Source organism: Arthrobacter sp. 01T419 (assembly GCF_056398865.1).
Genome location: NZ_JBFTQF010000008.1, coordinates 108,003 through 126,234, shown reverse-complemented (window position 1 = coordinate 126,234; position 18,232 = coordinate 108,003). Strand labels below are relative to the sequence as shown.

The following is an 18,232-nucleotide window of genomic DNA, read 5'->3' as shown; positions in this document are numbered from 1 at the left end:
GTTGAAGTCAGGAGGGGCTCAGGCGCGGCGGGCACCGTCGTGCTGGTCCGAGGCAGCGGCGTTGGCGGCCGCCAGCAGCTCCGGAGGCAGCAACAGGGGGATCCCATCCTGGATGGCATAGCGGATCTTTTCACCCGAGGCGGCCGCCGCCGTCGAGACAAGCTCCTCGCCGTCCTGCTCCAGCGGGGACCCGGTGACGGGGCAACGCAGGATGGACAACAATTCAGGACTGACCTTTGGCATGGTTTGAAGCTCCCTGGATGGCACCATCACAGGCGCCGCTTTGGACTGATATGCAGCTTCCAGCGTACAACCCGCTGACCCACGGAACCTTGTCACAAAGGGGGTAACGACACACTGAGTCAGACGCCGCGCGGTTCGCGCTGCGTCCAAGGCAGTTCAGGAAGGATCGCGCAGGATGCGAAGATGACGCCTAGTTGTTCCCTCGGCAGGCGGTGGTCCATCAAAGGGGGCGCGGACCGTGCGCTGTTCCGGTGCCGGTGCCGAGGCCGCTTCACGCACGGCATTGGCCAGTGCAAGGAGGTCGTCCGGTCCGGGCTGGGGCGGCGAGGACGGCATGGCGAGTCGCATGACTTCCCAGCCCCTCGGTACGGTCAGCGATTCTGCATGCTGCGCGCACAGGTCGTAGGAATGGGGCTCGGCATACGTAGCCAAAGGACCCAGCACTGCCGTCGATTCGGCGTAGACGTACGTCAAAGTGGCCACCGCGGATTGGCGGCAAGCTGATCTGGAACACTGGCGAATTGCACCCACAACATCCCAGATTAGCCCCACTTCGCCGCGGCGCGGTGCATTGCCTCTTAGCGGGCATTATGTCGCGTTGGCGTAAGCACGGGTCTAAAGTCGATATATGCAGTCACAGCACCACGTTCCGGGCTTCACAGTCCATTTGTCTGATACCGAGGACAGCCAGGAAACGACGACGGCGGGCACGTCCGTACGCGGCTTCAGGCAGCGCCGCAGAAACCGCCACGGGCGGGGGTTGCGCGGTGAAATCATGCTTCCCAACGTTCCCGGATACAGGACGCGTGGGGAAAAGTTTGACGACCTCGTGCTGGATTCCGCCGAACGGCTGCAGGACATGTGGGGCAAACGGCTCGACGGCGTCTCTTTCGCCGTGGACGAGATCCCGCCAAACCTGGAGGAGCTGGTAGCCCAAGGTACGGCGGCACCGTTGGGCTCATATACCCCGGCAGCCCACGGCGCGGGACCAGTCATCACCATCTATCGCCGCGTCGTCGAGCACACGACCGGTGGCCGCGAGGACCTCCAAGACCTGGTGCACGACGTCGTCGTCGAATACACGGCCGAGATGCTCGGCGTACCGCCGGAGACCCTGGACCCTGTCTATCGCCGTCGTTATCAGTAAGCTGCCACCCAGCAGGCCGGTGCTCAGTAACCCAGGGTGACCTGTACTTTTTCGTGGCCCGCCGTGCCATCTTGGATGGTTAGGACCGAGACCCCGGATTGATCGGCCTGACCAAGCACGAGTGCGCCGTAGGCCGCGTCCCCTGCTGCTGACACGATGTAGCCGGTGATCGTGGCGCCGTCGGATTTCTCTGGTACCCCGATGACTGAGGTAGTTCCCCCGGCGATCTCCACCGTTTCCGTCTTGTGCACCTTGCCGTCCGACGTGACCGGCGCATAGCTGACGGTGGCGCGCCCTGCCGGCACGCCGAAGCTGAGGAAGCGCGTGCCGCCTTGGGGCACCGCCATCACGTGCTGGCTGCCCAAACGGACCGCGGCGGGAGACCAGGCGAAGTCGACCGGATCCTCAGCCTTGAGTCCTCGTGTGACGCGAGTGGACGCGGCGAAAGGAACGTCCGAGGTGGCGCTGACTGTGTACATGCCAGCGGGCACGCCCGTGAGCGGCACTTGGGTCACCGAACCAGCCTTGGCAGTCACCGCTCCCCCTCCGGGAAACGCGCGCTGCCCGTTCGGCCCGAACAACCGAACATCGAGTACCGCATCCGCAGGCCCCGGGACGGTAATCTGCAGCGCTGGAACGGCGTCGGAAAAACCTGCCTTGGCGGCGAGCGACTTCACGGCGGCCGGGTCCTGGATATCCACCCCGGTCATGACTTGGGAGTCGGCGGCCGCAGCACCGGGTGTCATCAGCTCGACACCACCGGCCGTCAGGCCACGGAGAATGCTCTGCTGAATGCTTGACGCAACGGGCCCGCCGCTGCTGCGCAGGTGCACCGATAGCTGGCCTTCGTTCGGGGCCAGGCCGGCTAAATTGATAGACCTGGTGGTTCCTGGCGAAACCAGCAAGCCGCGGCTATCCGATGCTTGGATCTGGCCACGGGCACCGTATAGGTCAAGATTGACCGTAGCCGGGGTCCCCGAAGCATTGCTGATATTCAAAACCGCCGTTCGTCCCAGTGCCGTGCTGGCACCGAGGAGCCAAGCATCGTTGCCAGGTTGCTGGCAGGGTGCCGCCGCAAGCCCGCGGAGATCGCCGTCGCTGGCGGTGTAGCTCATCAGTCCTGCCACAGCGGCCTTTTGGCCGCCGATGGGATCCGCTCCCACCACAGTTACGTCATTCGCCGGCCGCTGGGCCACGACGCCCGCCTTGAGGATGGGAGGCCCCGGTACAGGAGTCTGGGCGGCGGCAGGGGCCTTGGCGATTTCGGCAATAGCGGCGCCACCCAGGGAGGCGAGGCTGCTTCCGGGAACAGATCCGGCAGCATCGCTGAGCACTACTGCATCCAAGAAGCTCTTGGCCGAACGCGAAACGGGGCTGAACTGGGTGTCGGTGCCCGCGGCGGTTCCCTCAGGGAGGCGGGGAGGCGCGGGACACACAGGGGTCGCCTTGCCTGCTGGGACATCGGCCAGGGACATGTCCAAGGTCTTGTTCCCTGCCGGTGCCGGCACTATTGATGCCGCCGAGACTATGCCCGCCCCTGCCGCAAGAAGCATTGCGGCCGAAAGCACTCCGAACACGACGGCATTGTTCTTTTTGCGGTTCTTGTTCCCGGCTTTGCGCTGGCCGCGTTCCCTTGTCCCGCCACTTCCCGGCTCCGCGCTACCCAGCCGGGCGGGCGTCCCTGACGTAGGTTCTTGGTTGTCAGACACTGCTGTATTCCTTACGGAGAGTTTTTTGTTCCTTCAGGAGGCCGGCCTTCGGCCTGCGGGCAGGCATGGGAATGGCTAGCAAGATGGTCAAACCAATCACTACGGCCTGCAGAACGCCGAGCCAAGGCTCCCAAACCGTGGTGTAACGGATCTCGACCTTGCCCCCTGCAGGCGGCAAGGCGAATGCTTGGGCCCATCCTGAGGTGGTCGGGCTCAGCCGGCGGCCATCCAGCCAAGCGCTCCAGCCGGAATCCGCCCGCTCAGCGAGCACCACCAAGCGGCCATCCCCGCCTGCCGGGATGTCACCCTCGGCAGACGTCCCGAGGGAAGGCAAGAGGGCAACAACGGCTCCCTTGGCATCCACCACCCTGACCCGGTGCGCCGTTTCGGCGTCCGCCGCAGCAGCCCGGTTCAGCGGCGTGACACGCCACAGCCACCCCGAGTCGGTCTTTCCCACAGCGACCAGGCCAGGAACGGAATCTATCCGGTTGGCGGTCAGCTGTGCAGCGGTATCGACTGACTTCAGGACAACGAATCCAGCACCGAGCTGCTCAAGGCTGGGCCGCGGGTCCACGCCCGTTCCCGCGACAATAGTAGCTACCGCGTTCCGGATGGACGCGGTCGCGTCGTCATCGGCCGCGAGGCGTTCTTGGCCAGCTGAGCCCATGATGGAACTGGCGGCGGCCACGGTGGAGAGCGAGTCCAGCGTGGTCCCGGCCCCACGCATCAGGGATGACGTGTAGCCACCGTTCTCACCCGCCGTGATAACCAGAGTGCGGGTCTGCTCAGGCCCTTGGCCGTGGTCGACGGCGGTGGCCGGAAGCGTGTTCTGCCCTGTCGGCTGGACCAGGCGCGTGGCACCGAGGGCACCGCTGGCCGACGGCGCGGTATCCGCATTGCTCATCATGTTCTGAGTTGCCCAAACGCCCATGCTGGCCAAGGGTCCGGCAACCAGGAGAACGGTTGTCAGAGCAGACAGGACCCGCACTGCAGCGCGCCTGGCCAGCCTGCCGTCTTCCGCCTTGGCCGTGAGCTGGAGGAGGTTTTCGGCTCCAATCAGCGCGGCTCCCAGCAGGGCGAACCAGGCAGCGGAAACTGCCGGTCCCGTGAAGGGTGCTACGAGCATGTTGCCGTTGGCGGCTGTCGCCACGTGCCCGGCGAGCCAGGCCCAGGCCAAGAGCAGGAGGGCCCCCGCCCAAAGGAAACGCGTGACGCGTGAGCGCCGTCCGGGCACGAAGAGGGCTGCGATCGACAGCAGGAGGACCGGTGCGCCAACCAGCACGGCAAGCAGTAGCGCCCACGGCGCGCCCGACGGGCCAAACAGCGCCAAGCCGGCCAATCCGCCATCGACGTCGAATTTCAGGGGCTGGCCCAGCAACTGCTGCCACAACGGCGCGGCTTCGAAACCGAGCGGGACGCCCGGATCGGCCAGCATGGCACGTGGCCGCTCGAGGACCGAGAGCACATACGGCGCAAACAGCGCGGCGCTTGGAAGCAACGACCACCAGACGGTCCGCCCGCGCCGCCCCAGAGCGATACCGCAAAAGACAACGAGGACCGCGATGGGGGGTAGCAGGGACGGCGCAGAGGCCGTCACTACCGCCAGAGCAAGTCCGGCCGCAGCAGCAGCCGTCCAGGACGGCGTGCCGTTGATGCCCGGTTTCCCCGGCAACGGCTTGGCCGTGGTGGCGCTGGACAGCCGGAGTTGATCCTGAAGCCGGTTCTGGTTCAACGTAGTCCCGTCGCGACCAAGCGCCGATCCAGTAGCCCGCAAGAGTGCCAGGACCAGCAAAGGAATCACCATGTGGGCCAGGAGGGCTCCGAGCCTTCCCTGGTTCAAAGCGACTTGAAGAACGGGGGCACCGGCCCAGAGCAGTGCAGCGATGAAACGGTAACGGCGCAGCGTAGTCATTGCGCCGGCGGCAAACCAGGCACCCAGTCCGGACAAGGGCATGGCCAGGAACAACAGCCATACGATGGAGGCATTGGAGTCCCCTGCTCCGAGCATCGACAAGAGCCACAGTACGTAGGCGAAGGGATCACCGTGACCGGGCAGTCCAACGCCCAAGCTGATCCACCAGCTGGAGGCTGACCGCCAGATGTCCGCGGCCGCGGCCACCGGCAGAAGTCCGCCGCCGGTCACCCCACCCGCGCCCACGAGTCCCAACAGACCTACGAAGGAAGCAACCAGGGCAACGAACCCGGCAGCTACGGCACCTGAGCCGACCCAGCCTCGCTCATTCGTGGCAAGGGCCGCGAAATCATCGCCGGCATCGCCGCTCGGTTCCGGTGCAAGGGAATCCGGGGCCTCCCGGAAGTCGTCTGCGCCAATCGCTTCCACGAGGGAGCGGCGGTGCGCCCAAACCTCGCGCCGCGGAGTCTGCAGGCCCTTGATCACGGAACGCCGCACCCGCCGTGTCCGGGCAGCATTCCTCCTGGCGCGCCAAATCGCCCTGGGACGGCCGAGGGCCGCAAGCGTGGCACCAAGCTGGGATATTCCGTAGCCCGGTTCCTTGACAAGAATGCTCAAGACTAGCCGCAACAGGCTTCCGAGCAGGGCGCCGATCGCGTGCAATGGAACCTTCCACGGCGAGGCATGGGTGAGCCTCAAGTGGACCTGGCTCTTGCGGGCAGCCGCGGGTGTCGCCAGGCTGTGGGGCCGGTGCTCGACGTGGAACATACGTGCCGCCGGGACCACCACTACCCTGTTGCCCGCAAGCCAGTTACGCCAGCAAAAATCGACGTCGTCTCCCACACCCGGGAGCGCAAGGTCAAAGCCACCCAATTCCTCCCACGCGTCGCGCCGGATCAGCATGCCCGCGGAATTCACGGCGAAAGTGTCGGTCCGTCCGTCGTACTGGCCCTGGTCGAGTTCGTCGGCCTCGATGAGCGTGAGCCGCTCGGCCCACCGGCTCGTGGACAGGCCGGCGTCGATAAGCCTGCGTTCGGTGTCCCAGGCAAGCTGCTTGCAACCCGCCACCGTCACCGAGGGAGCGCGCTCGACTGCCTGAAGCAGCTCAGCGAGTGCCTCAGGGGCGGGGGCGGCGTCGTCGTGCAACAACCAGATCCATTCCGCGGTTCCCGGTTCCTTGGAAGGAGCCGAACGGGCCAGGCCAGCCATGACAGCCGCGCCGAAGCCCACTTTGGATTCACCCGTGTTGGTGACATTGCCCTCGCCGAGGGCCCGCCGCAGCAACGCTGCGGACTTGTCACGGGAACCCGTATCAATGCCAATGGCGGCATCCGCCGGACGCGTCTGGTCCAGCAGAGCCGCCAGGGTTCTGGGGAGATAGTTACCACCGTCATGCGAGACGACGACGGCGGTAACGTGCACTGCCTTGAGAATCAGACCGCTCGCTTCCTCAGCCTGCGGCGTTCACGCTCAGAGAGCCCGCCCCAGATACCAAAACGTTCATCATTGGCGAGTGCGTATTCGAGGCACTGCGAACGTACGTTGCACGCTCCGCAAACCTTCTTGGCATCCCGCGTGGAGCCACCCTTTTCGGGGAAGAACGCCTCAGGGTCCGTCTGGGCGCACAGGGCGTCCGTCTGCCAACCGAGTTCGCCTTCGTCGTCGAAGTCCCCTTGGCTCGGAAACCCGATCCACACCGGCTGGGCCGGGTTGTCGAACGGACGGCGCAGCTCCATGGGAGGATCGTCCAGATCGTCCTCCGGATCTACCGGCGCGTCCCCCACGAGAGCCTCGTGTGCAGCAAGAAGGGCTGTTGCCTGATCTTCCAGCGACTCACGAGTGGTCTCTATATAGCGGTCCGCCGCCTGCGGGTCTGCCGGGTCAATATACCAATCCCCCGGAACTTCCCGCGAGCGGTACTTCACCGACGCGTATTCCGCGACGACTGCATCTTCCTGGATACGCAACGCTTGCCCCATGGCGTCCCTCCTGATGTTGCAGCTGCTGCCGTGCTCATTCGGTACTCGGTTATGTACCCGATACTCCCGCAGCGGCGTTCGATATCTAATTACACGCGTGTAACTACCAAGCCGTCAAGCCGCGCCGGGATAATAATCAACTTTCCGCACTAACTACTGCCGCGCCACGCCCGGGATTTTTTCGAACCACCCGCGCGCGTTGTCGAAAAGCGGATGCGCCGAATCAGTTAATATGTATTTTCGCTGAATTTCAGGGAAATCATGAGACTCCCGGATCGTCAGTGCACTCGACGCCAAGCGGCCCGGTGTGGCGCAATTCACATACCCTGGCGCCTGCCCGAGCGCCCCGTGGCAAGATGTAGCCATGAGCACCCCTGCGATGAATCTGATGGCAGCCCTGCGTTCCGGGCACGCTACATCACCCCGCCTGACTTGGTACGGACCAGACGCAGAGCGGGTGGAGCTTTCAGGCCGGGTTCTGGACAATTGGGTTGCAAAGACCAGCAACCTGCTCCAGGACGAGTTCGACGCTGAGCCGGGCATGACCTTGCGCTTGGACTTGCCGGCCCATTGGAAGTCCCTTGTGTGGGCGCTGGCCGGCTGGCAATTGGGCATGGAATTGGTGCTCGACGGCGGCAGCGCCGATCTCCTCGTCACAGACGCTCCCGACGTCGGTGCTGGCGCGGACTTTGATGCCGTGGTCGCGGTGCCGCTGGCGGCACTCGCGATGCGCTGGCCCGGAGAACTCCCGGCCGGCGTCGTCGACTACGCAGCAGAAGTCCGCTCCCACGGTGACGTCTTCATGGCCCACGCCGAACCGGACGCCGGGCTCCCTGCTCTGCGCCGCCCTCAGGCCGGACACTCGCACGACGAATTGCTGGACGGTTTTGCCAAAGAACACGAGACCGGCGTTCGACTGCTGGTCCGTGCGGCCGATGGCTTGGAATCAGCCTTGGCGGACGCGCTAGGCGCGTGGAAGGAAGACGGCTCAGTGGTGCTGGTTCACCCCGATGTGGAAATCACCCAGCATTTGCTGGACAACGAGCGCGTCAGCGGCGCTTGACCGCTTCTTCGCCTTCATCGGAGCCAGCGTCGGCGCTAGTGGCGTGGATGGCCTTCGCCTTGGCCCTGTGGTGGGCCTCGATGAGCTCGTGGTCATGCGAGAAGGCCGGCTCTTCGTCGAGCTCTTCGTTGAAGACCCAGAACCGGTAGGCAAAGAACCGGAAAATCGTTCCGAGAATCAGTCCGACCACGCTGCCCGCGATGAAGAGCGATGGCTTGTCATTCAGACCCAGCAGGTACTTGGCGACCCACACACAGCCCGAGGCGATCAACAGCCCGACGATGTTCATCACGGCGAACAGCACAGCCTCACGGACCACGTTGGCTTGCTTGCGGTGACGGAAGGTCCAGAACCTGTTGGCAACCCAGGAAAACACGCTGGCCACGACCGTTGCGATAGCCTTGGCCCAGACCTCGCTGCCGTGCATGGGGCCGGAGAACAGCCAGATGTACACAGCTGAATCTATGACGAACGCAACACCGCCGACAGCGCCGAACTTGGCTACTTCGCGCCAAAAGAGCGAGGCAAGCCCGCGGATGCGATCTGCAAGTGTGTTGATCATGACCCTCCATGGCCGTTGTTCTAGGGGGCCGATGGGCCGAAGCCTCCATTTTAGCGCCGATTTCTTGGAGCTTGCCGAACGGTTCCGCAGAAAAGCCCCCGCACGGGAACCCTCTCGGCGGCCCGGCTGTGCGGGTGCGGCCAGCAGAATCTAGGAACGGGCCGCTGGTTCGGTAGGCTGAACCTTGTGACTTTTCCTGTAATTGGCGTGGTGGGCGGCGGTCAGCTCGCACGAATGATGGCTCCGGCCGCAACTGCTCTTGGCTTTGAGCTCCGTGTCCTTGCTGAAGGTGAGGACGTTTCCGCGGTCCAGGCCGTGGCAACGGCTCCCGTTGGCGACTACAAGGACCTCTCGGCCTTGCTCGAGTTCTCCAAGGGATTGGACGTCATGACGTTCGACCACGAGCACGTCCCCACGGAACATCTTCGCGCCCTGATCGAGGCCGGGGTCAATGTCCAGCCGGGCCCGGATGCCCTCGTGCACGCCCAGGACAAACTGGTGATGCGTGCGGCGATCGATCGCCTGGGGCTGCCCAACCCGGAGTGGGCTGCCGTCCACAGCGTAGAAGACCTTGTTGCTTTCGGTGAGCAGACCGGCTGGCCGATCGTCTTGAAGACCCCCCGCGGCGGCTATGACGGCAAGGGCGTTCGAATCGTTGACTCTGCCGACGACGCCCGGACCACCATGGACTGGTTCGAGGCCATGAGCCCGCTGCTGGCCGAGGCGAAGGTTGAGTTCAGCCGCGAACTATCTGCGCTCGTGGCAAGAACCCCCGACGGCGAATCCCGTGCCTGGCCGGTTGTCCACACCGTCCAGGTGGATGGCGTCTGCGACGAAGTCATTGCGCCGGCCCAGGACATTCCCGTGGAGGTCGCCGCGGCCGCCGAAGAGGCAGCGCTCCGGATCGCCAATGAACTCGGCGTCACGGGAGTCATGGCGGCGGAGCTCTTCGAGACTCCCGGAGTCGGGGTTGGGTTCCTGGTCAACGAGCTCGCAATGCGTCCGCACAACACCGGCCACTGGACGCAGGACGGCTCCGTCACCAGCCAGTTTGAGCAGCACTTGCGGGCAGTCCTCAACCTCCCCCTCGGCGCCACTGATGCCTTGGGCGCGGTGGTGGTCATGAAGAACTTCCTGGGTGGCGCCAACCAGGATCTCTTCAGCGCCTACCCGAAGGCCCTCGCCTACGAGCCCGCTGCGAAGGTCCACTGCTACGGGAAATCCGTTCGTGCCGGCCGTAAGATCGGCCACGTGAACCTCGTCGGGAACTCCACCGCAGACGTCGATTCCATCCGGCATCGCGCGACTGTTGTGGCCGACATCATCCGTGACGGCCGCATGCCGGCAGAGACCACCACCGAGGAGACCGCATGAGTGCAGAAAACATGGGTGCCGGGAACCCCGCCCCGATCGTTGGCCTGGTCATGGGCTCCGACTCCGATTGGCCCGTCATGGAAGCCGCGGCGGACGCCCTGGCCGAATTCGGCATACCTTTCGAAGCAGACGTGGTCTCCGCCCACCGCATGCCAACGGAAATGATCCGCTACGGGCAGAGCGCACATGAACGCGGTATCCGCGTCATCATCGCCGGAGCAGGCGGCGCTGCCCATTTGCCGGGCATGCTCGCCTCCGTCACCCCACTGCCCGTCATCGGCGTCCCGGTCCCCCTGAAGACCCTGGATGGCATGGACTCCCTCCTGTCCATCGTGCAGATGCCAGCGGGCGTACCCGTGGCAACCGTTTCGATCGGCGGCGCCCGCAATGCCGGCCTCCTGGCCGTGCGCATTCTTGCCTCCGGAACCGATGAGCTGGCCGGCAGGCTTCGGCCCGATCTGCTCGAATTCGCCCAGGAACTCAACAACACCGCCACGGAAAAAGGGGCCAGGCTCCGCGACAAGGTGGCCGAAGTGTTCTCCAAGGCCAACGTCTCCGCCCGGAGCAGCCGCTAAGAGGGCGTTTCCGTGTCTAGCAACCAGTCCAACAGCCAGCCCGGTCAGAACCAGCCCGGTCAGAACCAGCCCAGGACGAACCAGCCCAGCACGAACCTGACGGACCCCTTGCGGTTCCCGGCGGGAGCCAGTGCGACGCTCCGTACCAAACGCGCCTTCGTACTGCTCCTCCTGACCCTGTTTGTACCCGGCAGCGCCCAATTGGTGGCAGGCAACCGCAAGCTTGGCCGGACGGCCCTGCGCTTCACCTTCACGGCCTGGGCCCTGGGGATCGCGGCACTCCTCCTCGCGATATTCAACCGGCCCCTGTTGCTGAATATCGCGACGCATCCCGTGGCGTCCTTCGCCTTGATCCTGGTCCTGGTAGCCCTGGCCATAGGCTGGGCCCTGCTGTTCATCAACACGCTCAGGATCATCCGGCCCGTGCTGCTGGCGCCCGGAATGCGGCCCATCGTGGGAGTCGCCTTGCTCGTGTCCTTGATCGCCAGCAGTGGAACCCTCGGGTACCTGGCCTATGCCTTGAACGTCGGCCGCAACGCGATCGGAGACATTTTCGCCAATGGTCCTGCGATCGACCCCGTTGACGGCCGCTACAACTTCCTCATGTTCGGCGGCGATGGTGGCGATGACCGCACGGGCCGCCGGCCGGACAGCCTTTCGGTCATCAGCGTCGATGCCATCACCGGATCGAGTTCCATCATCTCGATCCCCCGTAACCTCCAGAATGCCCAGTTCAGCGCTGATTCGCCTATGCGGGCTGTGTACCCTGACGGCTACAACTGCGGCGACGAATGCCTCATCAATGCCATCAACACCGATGTCACCAACAACCACAAGGACCTCTATCCAGGCGTCGCGGATCCCGGAGCCCAAGCCACCTTGGAAGCCGTCTCGGGCACGCTGGGCATCAAAGTCCAGGCTTATGTGCTGGTAGACATGGACGGCTTCTCGAAACTGATCGATGCCATGGGCGGCATCCGCGTCAAGGCCGGCGGCTGGGTGCCCATCAGTGGAAACCTCTTGCCAGGAAGCGACACGAGGCATGTGAAGCCGCAGGGATGGATCCCGGCCGGGGAACAGAAGCTCAACGGATTCCAGGCCCAGTGGTACAGCCGATCCCGTGAGAACGTGGACGACTACGCACGCATCCAGCGTCAGCAATGCGTACAGCAGGCCATGCTCAAGCAATTGGACCCGGGCACGCTGCTGTCGAAATTCGAGGGCATCGCGAATGCCGGCACCAAAGTTGTCGAATCGAACATTTCCTCTGCGCAGCTGGGCAGCTTCGTGGATCTTGCCATCAAGTCCAAGAGCCAACCCGTCTCCCGCTTGACTATCGGTCCGCCTGATTTCGACGCGACGTTTTCCACCACGCCTGACTTCAACGTGATCCACGATCGCGTGCAGCAATTACTCAAGCCCCAGGCCTCCCCGAAAGCGGCGGATACGGTGCTGGGCACCCGGCCGGCAACCGGCGTCGGGCTTCAAGCGGGCGGCCAGCAGGCTCCCGGGGTCCCGGCGGAGGCACAGCCTTCCCCCGCGGATTTCATGCCCGTCACTACCCGCCCAGACGGCCAGCCAATCACGGCGGAGTATCTCGATTCCCTCTATGATGCTCAGAACTACGCCATGCTGGATCAGCTTCTGGCCAGCAACGGGCAATGCAGACCGTTGTAGGCTGGCAAGCGCCCGAATGACCGACTTGCCCGAACGAACCGCTCCGTAATGACAAGGATCCCCTGCCGTGTACCAGCTTGAGAACGTCCTGCGACCGTATGCTTGGGGATCGACGACGGCGATCTCCACTCTGCTGGGAAGGCCCGCCTCGGGTGGCCCCGAGGCCGAGTTGTGGATCGGAGCGCACCCGGACTCGCCATCAATGGCCACGCGCCCCGATGGATCCTCCGTTGCGTTGGACGCCCTGATCAGCGGGGATCCCGCCCATTTCCTGGGCGAATCCAGCGTGGCCGAATTTGGTCCCCGCTTGCCGTTCCTCACCAAGCTTCTTGCGGCAGACAAGCCACTGTCCCTGCAAGTCCACCCAGGCCTGCAGCAAGCCCGGGAAGGCTTCGCGAAGGAAAACGCCGCCGGCGTGGCTGCGGACGCACCCGAGCGCAACTATCGGGACGACAACCACAAGCCCGAGATGATCTTCGCGCTGACCCCGTTCGAGGCCCTCTGCGGTTTCCGTCCCGCCGCCGATTCGCAGCGCGTCTTCGAGCACCTCGCGACCCTCCTGGACCTGGCCGCCGTCGACGTTCCGGCGGTCGTCACAGGGGTCATCGCCGACCTGTCCGGTTCCGATGAGTCCGCGGCCCTCAAGGCTGCGTTCACCCGGCTGATTACCGGCGGGGACGCCGTCTCCGCGGCCACCGAGCAGGCGGTCTCCGTCTTGAAGTCCGGCGCGCCGATGGGTCAGCACACGGCCGAGCTTTCTACTTTGGTGGGCATCAACAGTGAATTCCCGGGCGATCCCGGGGTCCTGATTTCCTTGCTACTGAATCTTGTCTTCCTGTCACCGGGCGAATCCGTGTATTTGCCGGGCGGAAACGTCCACGCCTATCTGAAGGGCCTCGGCGTGGAAGTGATGGCGGCCTCGGACAATGTGCTCCGCGGCGGCCTCACGCCCAAGCACATAGACGTTCCCGAACTCCTGAAGACCATCGAGTTCGCTTCCCTGGGCGTACCGCGCATCGAGCCTCGGACCTCCGGATTTGGCCAGGATCTCTATGTGCCGCCGTTCCGGGAATTCCAACTCCAGCGCATCGAGTTGGCTCCCGGAGCGGAACCGGTGCCGATGGCGCAAGCCGGTCCCGCCGTCGTCGTAGTCGTCTCCGGTTCCGTCGTACTCGACTCCCCCAAGAGCGAACTCGCTGTGACGCGGGGCGGAAGCGCGTTCATCCCGGCATCCGAAGAGCCCGTCATGGTGCACCCGGTCGCCGGGGCAACGGGAACCAGCGTTGCCTTCGCCGTCACGACGGGCTTGGGGAACTAAAAGGTGGAGTACTTCCTGCAGACGCCCGCCTGGGCGTCTTTCCAGCGTTCCCTCGGCCGTACCGTCCACGAGGAGTCCGGACCGGGGTGGCGTTTCCTCGCCGTGGAGGAGAAGAACCCCGCCGGCAAGGTGATCTACACGCCGTACGGACCCGTGGCCGATTCGGTGGAGGCCTTCGACGCGGCTGTGGCGGCGCTCGTGGACATCGCCCGCCGCAGCCGGGCCGTGTTTGTCCGGATGGAACCGGTCACCGCCGGGTTCGAAGCCGCCGACGCCGGTGCAATACTGCGGGCACGCGGGCTACAGCCCGCACCGTCCAACCAGCAGCCGGAACTGAGCTGGATTGTGGACTTGGACGGCGATTTCAAGGACGTCCTTGCGGGCATGAAACCCACCAACCGGAACCTCTACCGGAACATCCACAAGAAGGGTGTCACCTTCCGTTCTTCGCAGGATCCCGAAGAGATCTCGGTGCTGCTCAACTTCCTGCACATGACCGCGGCACGCAACGGGTTCAAGCCCCAAAGCGACGACTACCTGAGCTCGGTGGCCCGCTCGCTCATGCCTGCCGGTGCCGGCACCCTGTTCATCGCCGAACTCGAAGGCGAGCCCATTGCCGCCGCCCTGGCGTACGACTCAGCCGACACGCGTACCTACGCCCATGCGGCGCTCGACGACACCCACCGCAAGCTCAGCGCCGGCATCCCGCTGCTCGTGACGCTCATGGCCGATGCCAAGGACAAAGGACTCAAGCACGTCGACCTGTGGGGCGTGGCCCCGGACGACGAACCCGATCACAAATGGGCAGGATTCACGGCCTTCAAGAAGTCCTTCGGCGGCCGCGAAATCGCCTACCCCGGCACGTGGGACCTACCCGTCAACAAATTCCGTTACGGCGCATACCAACTCGCCCGGAAGCTGCGCGAAAAGCTCCGCTAACTCTCTTTCTGCGCGCCAACCTTCCCCCCAACTCACCCATGCGCGAACTGGCAGCAGATGCCCTCAAAATCCGATTTTGCGGGCATTTGCTGCCAAATCGCGGCCGGTAAACAGAGCCCGTCGAACCTTGTCCACTACTTCCGGCCGGGGCCCGAGCAGATCTTCGTGCTGGACCCTGACTTCGCGCCAACCCAGCCGTTCCGTCAACGCCTGGCGCTTGATGTCCCTTTGGTATTGCTCAACTTCCGCGTGATGCCGTCCGTCGTATTGAAGGGCGATCCGTTCCTTCACGTAGGCGGCATCGGGCCATACAGCGGGAGCGCCCCACTCGTTGAAGATCACGTGGTTCAGAATGGGTTCAGGCAAGCCTGCATGCAGCAATATGAGGCGCATTTGCGTTTCCTGGGGTGAATCCGCCCCGACTCGAACCAGGTCGAGGGCCAGCCTGGCCTTGCGGACGCCACGCATGCCTGGATGCGCTGCCACCATGGCTTTCAAATCGTCGACGGTTGCCAGCGCCTTGCGCGGCCTGGGATGGTCTTCGCCATGTTCGACGACGATCGAGTCCCCCGCCGCGACGATGTCGTCGATACTCATCATTTGGGCCAAGTCCAGCCACGTCCGCGCGAGCGAGGTGAGCCGGACGCCGTCGAGCCCTATCACCTCACCCGGTTTGAACGTCAGTTGGTGCCCAACAACATTGCGCCTCCGCGGTTTCCACTTCTCGCCCGAGCGGGCAAGGTGGATCCGCCAGTCAGCTTCAAGAGCTACGGACAAACTGATGCAGTGGATCCGTGCCGCGGAGCCATGGCTCAGGCAGCATTCGGGGTCGAGCTCGGTGTAGCCCAGCAAGTGCTCCGCCACCGTCCCCGTACTGTGCAGCGGCAAGCGCAGTCCCCGTGACAACGTGACAATGCCGTCGCGGCGCAGTTGCTTCTGGCTCAATCCGAGGGTCTCGGCGGCCGACGCCGGAAAGGAACCGTTTGGAAGCTGCGGGGGCATCGGTGTCCGGGACATGCCCAATTCTTGCCCGGCTTCGAGTCCTAAATTGAGTTATCCACAGGACGGGTTCACGGGTTAACGCGAACTGGCAGCAAATGCCTCCAAAATTCGATCTAGAGGGCATTTGCTGCCAGTTCGCGCAAAGCGGAGGGTGGGTCCTACTTGCGGGCGTAGCCCTCCCACTTGCTGGCCTGGTGCTCGCCTTCGACGAAACGGATGGTGCCGGACTTGGACCTCATCACGATCGACTGGGTCAGGACCTTGTCCTTGGAGTAGCGCACGCCCTTGAGGAGGTCGCCGTCGGTGATACCGGTGGCTGCGAAGTAGCAGTTATCGCTCGTCACAAGATCGTTCGTGGAGAGGACTCGCTCGAGGTCGTGGCCGGCGTCGATGGCTTTCTGCTTCTCGTCGTCGCTGGTGGGCCACAGGCGGCCTTGGATGACACCGCCGAGGGACTTGATGGCACACGCGGCAACGATGCCCTCAGGGGTGCCGCCGATGCCCATCAGGGCGTCGACGCCGGTGCCGGAACGTGCAGCGGCAATGGCGCCTGCGACGTCGCCGTCCATGATGAACTTGGTCCGGGCGCCGGCTTCGCGGATTTCCTCCACCAACGGGCGGTGACGGTCGCGGTCCAGGATCATGACGTTGAGCTGGTTGACCTTGACGCCCTTGGCCTTGGCGATCAGGTGCAGGTTCTGCTTCACCGGCAGACGCAGGTCCACCATGTCAGCGGCCTCAGGACCCGTAACCAGCTTCTCCATGTAGAACACTGCGGAGGGATCGAACATGGTGCCGCGTTCGGCCACTGCCAGTACGGCGAGGGCGTTGTTGATCCCCAGGGCAGTCAGGCGGGTTCCATCGATGGGGTCGACGGCGACGTCGCACTCCGGTCCGGTGCCGTCGCCGACGTGCTCGCCGTTGAAGAGCATGGGCGCTTCGTCCTTTTCACCCTCACCAATGACAACGACGCCGTTGAAATGGACGGTGTGGAGGAAGGAGCGCATGGCGTCAACGGCGGCGCCGTCGGCCTTGTTCTTGTCGCCGAACCCAACCCAGTGGCCGCCGGCAATGGCGGCAGCTTCGGTAACCCGGACAAGTTCGAGTGCCAGGTTGCGGTCCGGCTCATCGGTCCCGACGGCGAGCGCCGGCGAAATCGTGGAATACTTCTGGGACATTGGCGCTGGAGACACGTGAACCTCTTCTTCGATGATGCGATTCGTGGGACCAGGAACGGCCACGCTTGGCAGCCTGAATGATTCCTCTACAAGAGATCATAGTCGGGGCCGGGCAGCCCGGTCATGGGATGACCGTCTCTCGGAACGCCCCTTGCGTTGACCGCCCGATGTGTATTAGCCGCTTGGATAAGGGACTATTGAAGCGTGAGTGAAACGCAAGACAAAGCAACTGCCGCTTTCCCCTCGGATCATGGCGACACTGGCGCGGCTGGCACCGACGACGCCGGTCAACCGGCGTTCAAGCCCGTCATCGCGGCGAAAGCAGCCAAACGAGCCAACGCCTCGGTGATCGGCATGCTCATCGCGTTGCTCCTCTGCGTGGTGGCATTCCTGCCGATCGTGCTCATGAACCCGGCACCGAAGAGCAGCGGCTACCGGCCCAACGTCAATGTGGCCGCAAGCGCCGCCAACGCCAAAGATGTGGCGGGTTTCACACCTGTAGCACCCGATACCGGCGACACATTTAGTCCAAACTATGCCCGCTGGGTATCCGGGACCGGCGACGGCGTACCCACGTGGGAGGTCGGCTACCTCACTCCCAAGCAAGCGTTCATCGGAATTGTCCAGACCCGCAAGGCCAATCCCACCTGGATTTTCCAGCAAACTGGCAGCGCTCCGGTCACCGGCACACGCAACGCAGGTGGCCACGACTGGGAGCTCCATGACACGGCCAAGGGCAACCGCAGCATGGTCCTGAACTACCGCGGCACCACGATCATCCTGAGCGGTTCCGCAGGACTGGACGAGTTCTCCACCCTGGCCACAGCCGTGGTGAAGGCATTGGACCGGGCTCCGGCAGCTTCCCCGGACGCGAGCACGAAGCCGGGCGACACAGTTTCGCAGCCTGCCACCGCTAAGCCGTAAAGTAGCGCCGTGGCTACCTACCTGACTCCTGCTCTTGCATGGCGCCGTCTGCGCGAAGGAAACGAACGCTTTGTCGCCGGGGAGTCCCTGCACCCCAACCAGGACGCTTCCCGCCGGAACTCCCTCGTCGAGGACCAACATCCATTTGCCGTGATCTTCGGTTGCTCGGATTCCCGCCTGGCCGCGGAGATCATCTTCGACCTCGGCCTGGGCGATGCCTTCGTGGTACGCACGGCCGGACAGGTGATCGACGACGCCGTCCTCGGTTCCCTCGAGTACAGCATCACCGAACTTCATGTCCCGCTCATCGTGATCCTTGGCCACGACAGCTGCGGCGCCGTGACAGCCACCAAGAGCGCGGTGGAGACCGGTGAGATGCCTGCTGGCTTCATCCGTTCCCTGGTGGAGCGCATCACGCCGTCCGTCCTCACCGCGATGCGCAACGAGCAGACGGACGTCAACGAGATGGTGGTGGAGCACGTCAAGCAGACAGCACGCCGTCTGGCGGACAGTTCCCGTGTGATTTCCGCCGCGATCGACGACGGCCGGGCCGCCGTCGTCGGGCTTTCCTACAAACTGGACGAAGGCCGTGCGGCGCTGGTTTCCGGGATCGGCAAGCTCTAAACCGAA

At 64.3% G+C, this 18,232-nt stretch carries 17 protein-coding genes; 9 read left to right on the top strand and 8 right to left on the bottom strand.

Annotated elements, in window-relative coordinates; translation table 11 throughout:
• Positions 1–18 precede the first annotated feature (18 nt).
• Both AC1DLO_RS13690 and AC1DLO_RS13685 read right to left on the bottom strand, forming a co-directional pair.
• Positions 19–243: a Trm112 family protein gene (locus tag AC1DLO_RS13690; protein WP_476890306.1), complete on the bottom strand. Its 225-nt coding sequence runs from the start codon at positions 241–243 to the stop codon at positions 19–21.
• 156 nt (positions 244–399) lie between these two features.
• A complete protein-coding gene (locus tag AC1DLO_RS13685) occupies positions 400–774 on the bottom strand; it encodes a DUF3499 domain-containing protein (RefSeq protein ID WP_184736378.1) in 375 nt (124 codons plus the stop codon).
• A 97-nt stretch (positions 775–871) separates the two neighbouring features.
• On the opposite strand from AC1DLO_RS13685, the gene AC1DLO_RS13680 reads away from it, so the two are divergent.
• Entirely contained in the window at positions 872–1,390 is a 519-nt protein-coding gene (locus tag AC1DLO_RS13680) for a metallopeptidase family protein (protein ID WP_184736380.1), read from the top strand.
• Between the two features lie 23 nt (positions 1,391–1,413).
• Here AC1DLO_RS13680 and AC1DLO_RS13675 read toward each other — a convergent pair whose 3' ends face one another.
• Genes AC1DLO_RS13675 through AC1DLO_RS13665 form a run of 3 tightly spaced genes read right to left on the bottom strand, consistent with a single transcriptional unit; the run spans position 1,414 to position 6,990 of the window.
• Positions 1,414–3,099, bottom strand: a complete 1,686-nt coding sequence (locus tag AC1DLO_RS13675; protein WP_184736382.1) for a DUF5719 family protein — start codon at positions 3,097–3,099, stop codon at positions 1,414–1,416.
• Positions 3,092–6,433 carry a glycosyltransferase gene (locus AC1DLO_RS13670; RefSeq protein WP_476914497.1) on the bottom strand — a complete coding sequence of 1,114 codons (3,342 nt, stop codon included), beginning with the start codon at positions 6,431–6,433 and terminating at the stop codon, positions 3,092–3,094. Before AC1DLO_RS13670 ends, AC1DLO_RS13675 begins: the two co-directional genes overlap by 8 nt.
• An 11-nt stretch (positions 6,434–6,444) precedes the next feature.
• Positions 6,445–6,990: a WhiB family transcriptional regulator gene (locus AC1DLO_RS13665; protein ID WP_476890304.1), complete on the bottom strand. Its 546-nt coding sequence runs from the start codon at positions 6,988–6,990 to the stop codon at positions 6,445–6,447.
• A 364-nt stretch (positions 6,991–7,354) separates the two neighbouring features.
• Here AC1DLO_RS13665 and AC1DLO_RS13660 point away from each other — a divergent pair, with 364 nt between their 5' ends.
• A complete protein-coding gene (locus AC1DLO_RS13660; RefSeq protein WP_184736386.1) occupies positions 7,355–8,053 on the top strand; it encodes a TIGR03089 family protein in 699 nt (232 codons plus the stop codon).
• Here AC1DLO_RS13660 and AC1DLO_RS13655 read toward each other — a convergent pair.
• Positions 8,040–8,615: a GtrA family protein gene (locus AC1DLO_RS13655; protein WP_184736388.1), complete on the bottom strand. Its 576-nt coding sequence runs from the start codon at positions 8,613–8,615 to the stop codon at positions 8,040–8,042. The genes AC1DLO_RS13660 and AC1DLO_RS13655 overlap by 14 nt on opposite strands.
• Positions 8,616–8,801: 186 nt before the next feature.
• On the opposite strand from AC1DLO_RS13655, the gene AC1DLO_RS13650 reads away from it, so the two are divergent.
• From AC1DLO_RS13650 to AC1DLO_RS13630, 5 genes are all read left to right on the top strand, one after another.
• On the top strand, positions 8,802–9,989 hold the full coding sequence (locus tag AC1DLO_RS13650) for a 5-(carboxyamino)imidazole ribonucleotide synthase (protein ID WP_476890303.1): 1,188 nt from the start codon (positions 8,802–8,804) through the stop codon (positions 9,987–9,989).
• Positions 9,986–10,564 carry a 5-(carboxyamino)imidazole ribonucleotide mutase gene (purE, locus tag AC1DLO_RS13645; protein ID WP_476890302.1) on the top strand — a complete coding sequence of 193 codons (579 nt, stop codon included), beginning with the start codon at positions 9,986–9,988 and terminating at the stop codon, positions 10,562–10,564. The genes AC1DLO_RS13650 and purE overlap by 4 nt, the downstream gene beginning before the upstream one ends.
• Positions 10,565–10,660: 96 nt before the next feature.
• Complete coding sequence (locus tag AC1DLO_RS13640) at positions 10,661–12,241, top strand: LCP family protein (protein WP_476890361.1); 1,581 nt, start codon at positions 10,661–10,663, stop codon at positions 12,239–12,241.
• A gap of 67 nt (positions 12,242–12,308) precedes the next feature.
• Complete coding sequence (gene manA, locus AC1DLO_RS13635; RefSeq protein WP_476890301.1) at positions 12,309–13,559, top strand: mannose-6-phosphate isomerase, class I; 1,251 nt, start codon at positions 12,309–12,311, stop codon at positions 13,557–13,559.
• Positions 13,560–13,562: 3 nt separating this feature from the next.
• Positions 13,563–14,498, top strand: coding sequence for a lipid II:glycine glycyltransferase FemX (locus tag AC1DLO_RS13630; RefSeq protein WP_476890300.1), 936 nt, complete (start codon positions 13,563–13,565; stop codon positions 14,496–14,498).
• A gap of 63 nt (positions 14,499–14,561) precedes the next feature.
• Here the strand turns inward: AC1DLO_RS13630 and AC1DLO_RS13625 are convergent, their stop codons facing one another.
• On the bottom strand, positions 14,562–15,515 hold the full coding sequence (locus AC1DLO_RS13625; RefSeq protein ID WP_476890299.1) for an endonuclease domain-containing protein: 954 nt from the start codon (positions 15,513–15,515) through the stop codon (positions 14,562–14,564).
• Positions 15,516–15,658: 143 nt separating this feature from the next.
• Positions 15,659–16,678, bottom strand: a complete 1,020-nt coding sequence (glpX, locus tag AC1DLO_RS13620) for a class II fructose-bisphosphatase (RefSeq protein WP_184736742.1) — start codon at positions 16,676–16,678, stop codon at positions 15,659–15,661.
• A gap of 204 nt (positions 16,679–16,882) precedes the next feature.
• Here glpX and AC1DLO_RS13615 point away from each other — a divergent pair, with 204 nt between their 5' ends.
• Positions 16,883–17,602 (top strand): DUF4245 domain-containing protein, encoded by a 720-nt coding sequence (locus AC1DLO_RS13615; protein ID WP_476890298.1) that lies wholly within the window; start codon positions 16,883–16,885, stop codon positions 17,600–17,602.
• Between the two features lie 9 nt (positions 17,603–17,611).
• Entirely contained in the window at positions 17,612–18,226 is a 615-nt protein-coding gene (locus AC1DLO_RS13610; RefSeq protein ID WP_476890297.1) for a carbonic anhydrase, read from the top strand.
• The last annotated feature ends 6 nt before the right edge of the window (positions 18,227–18,232 follow it).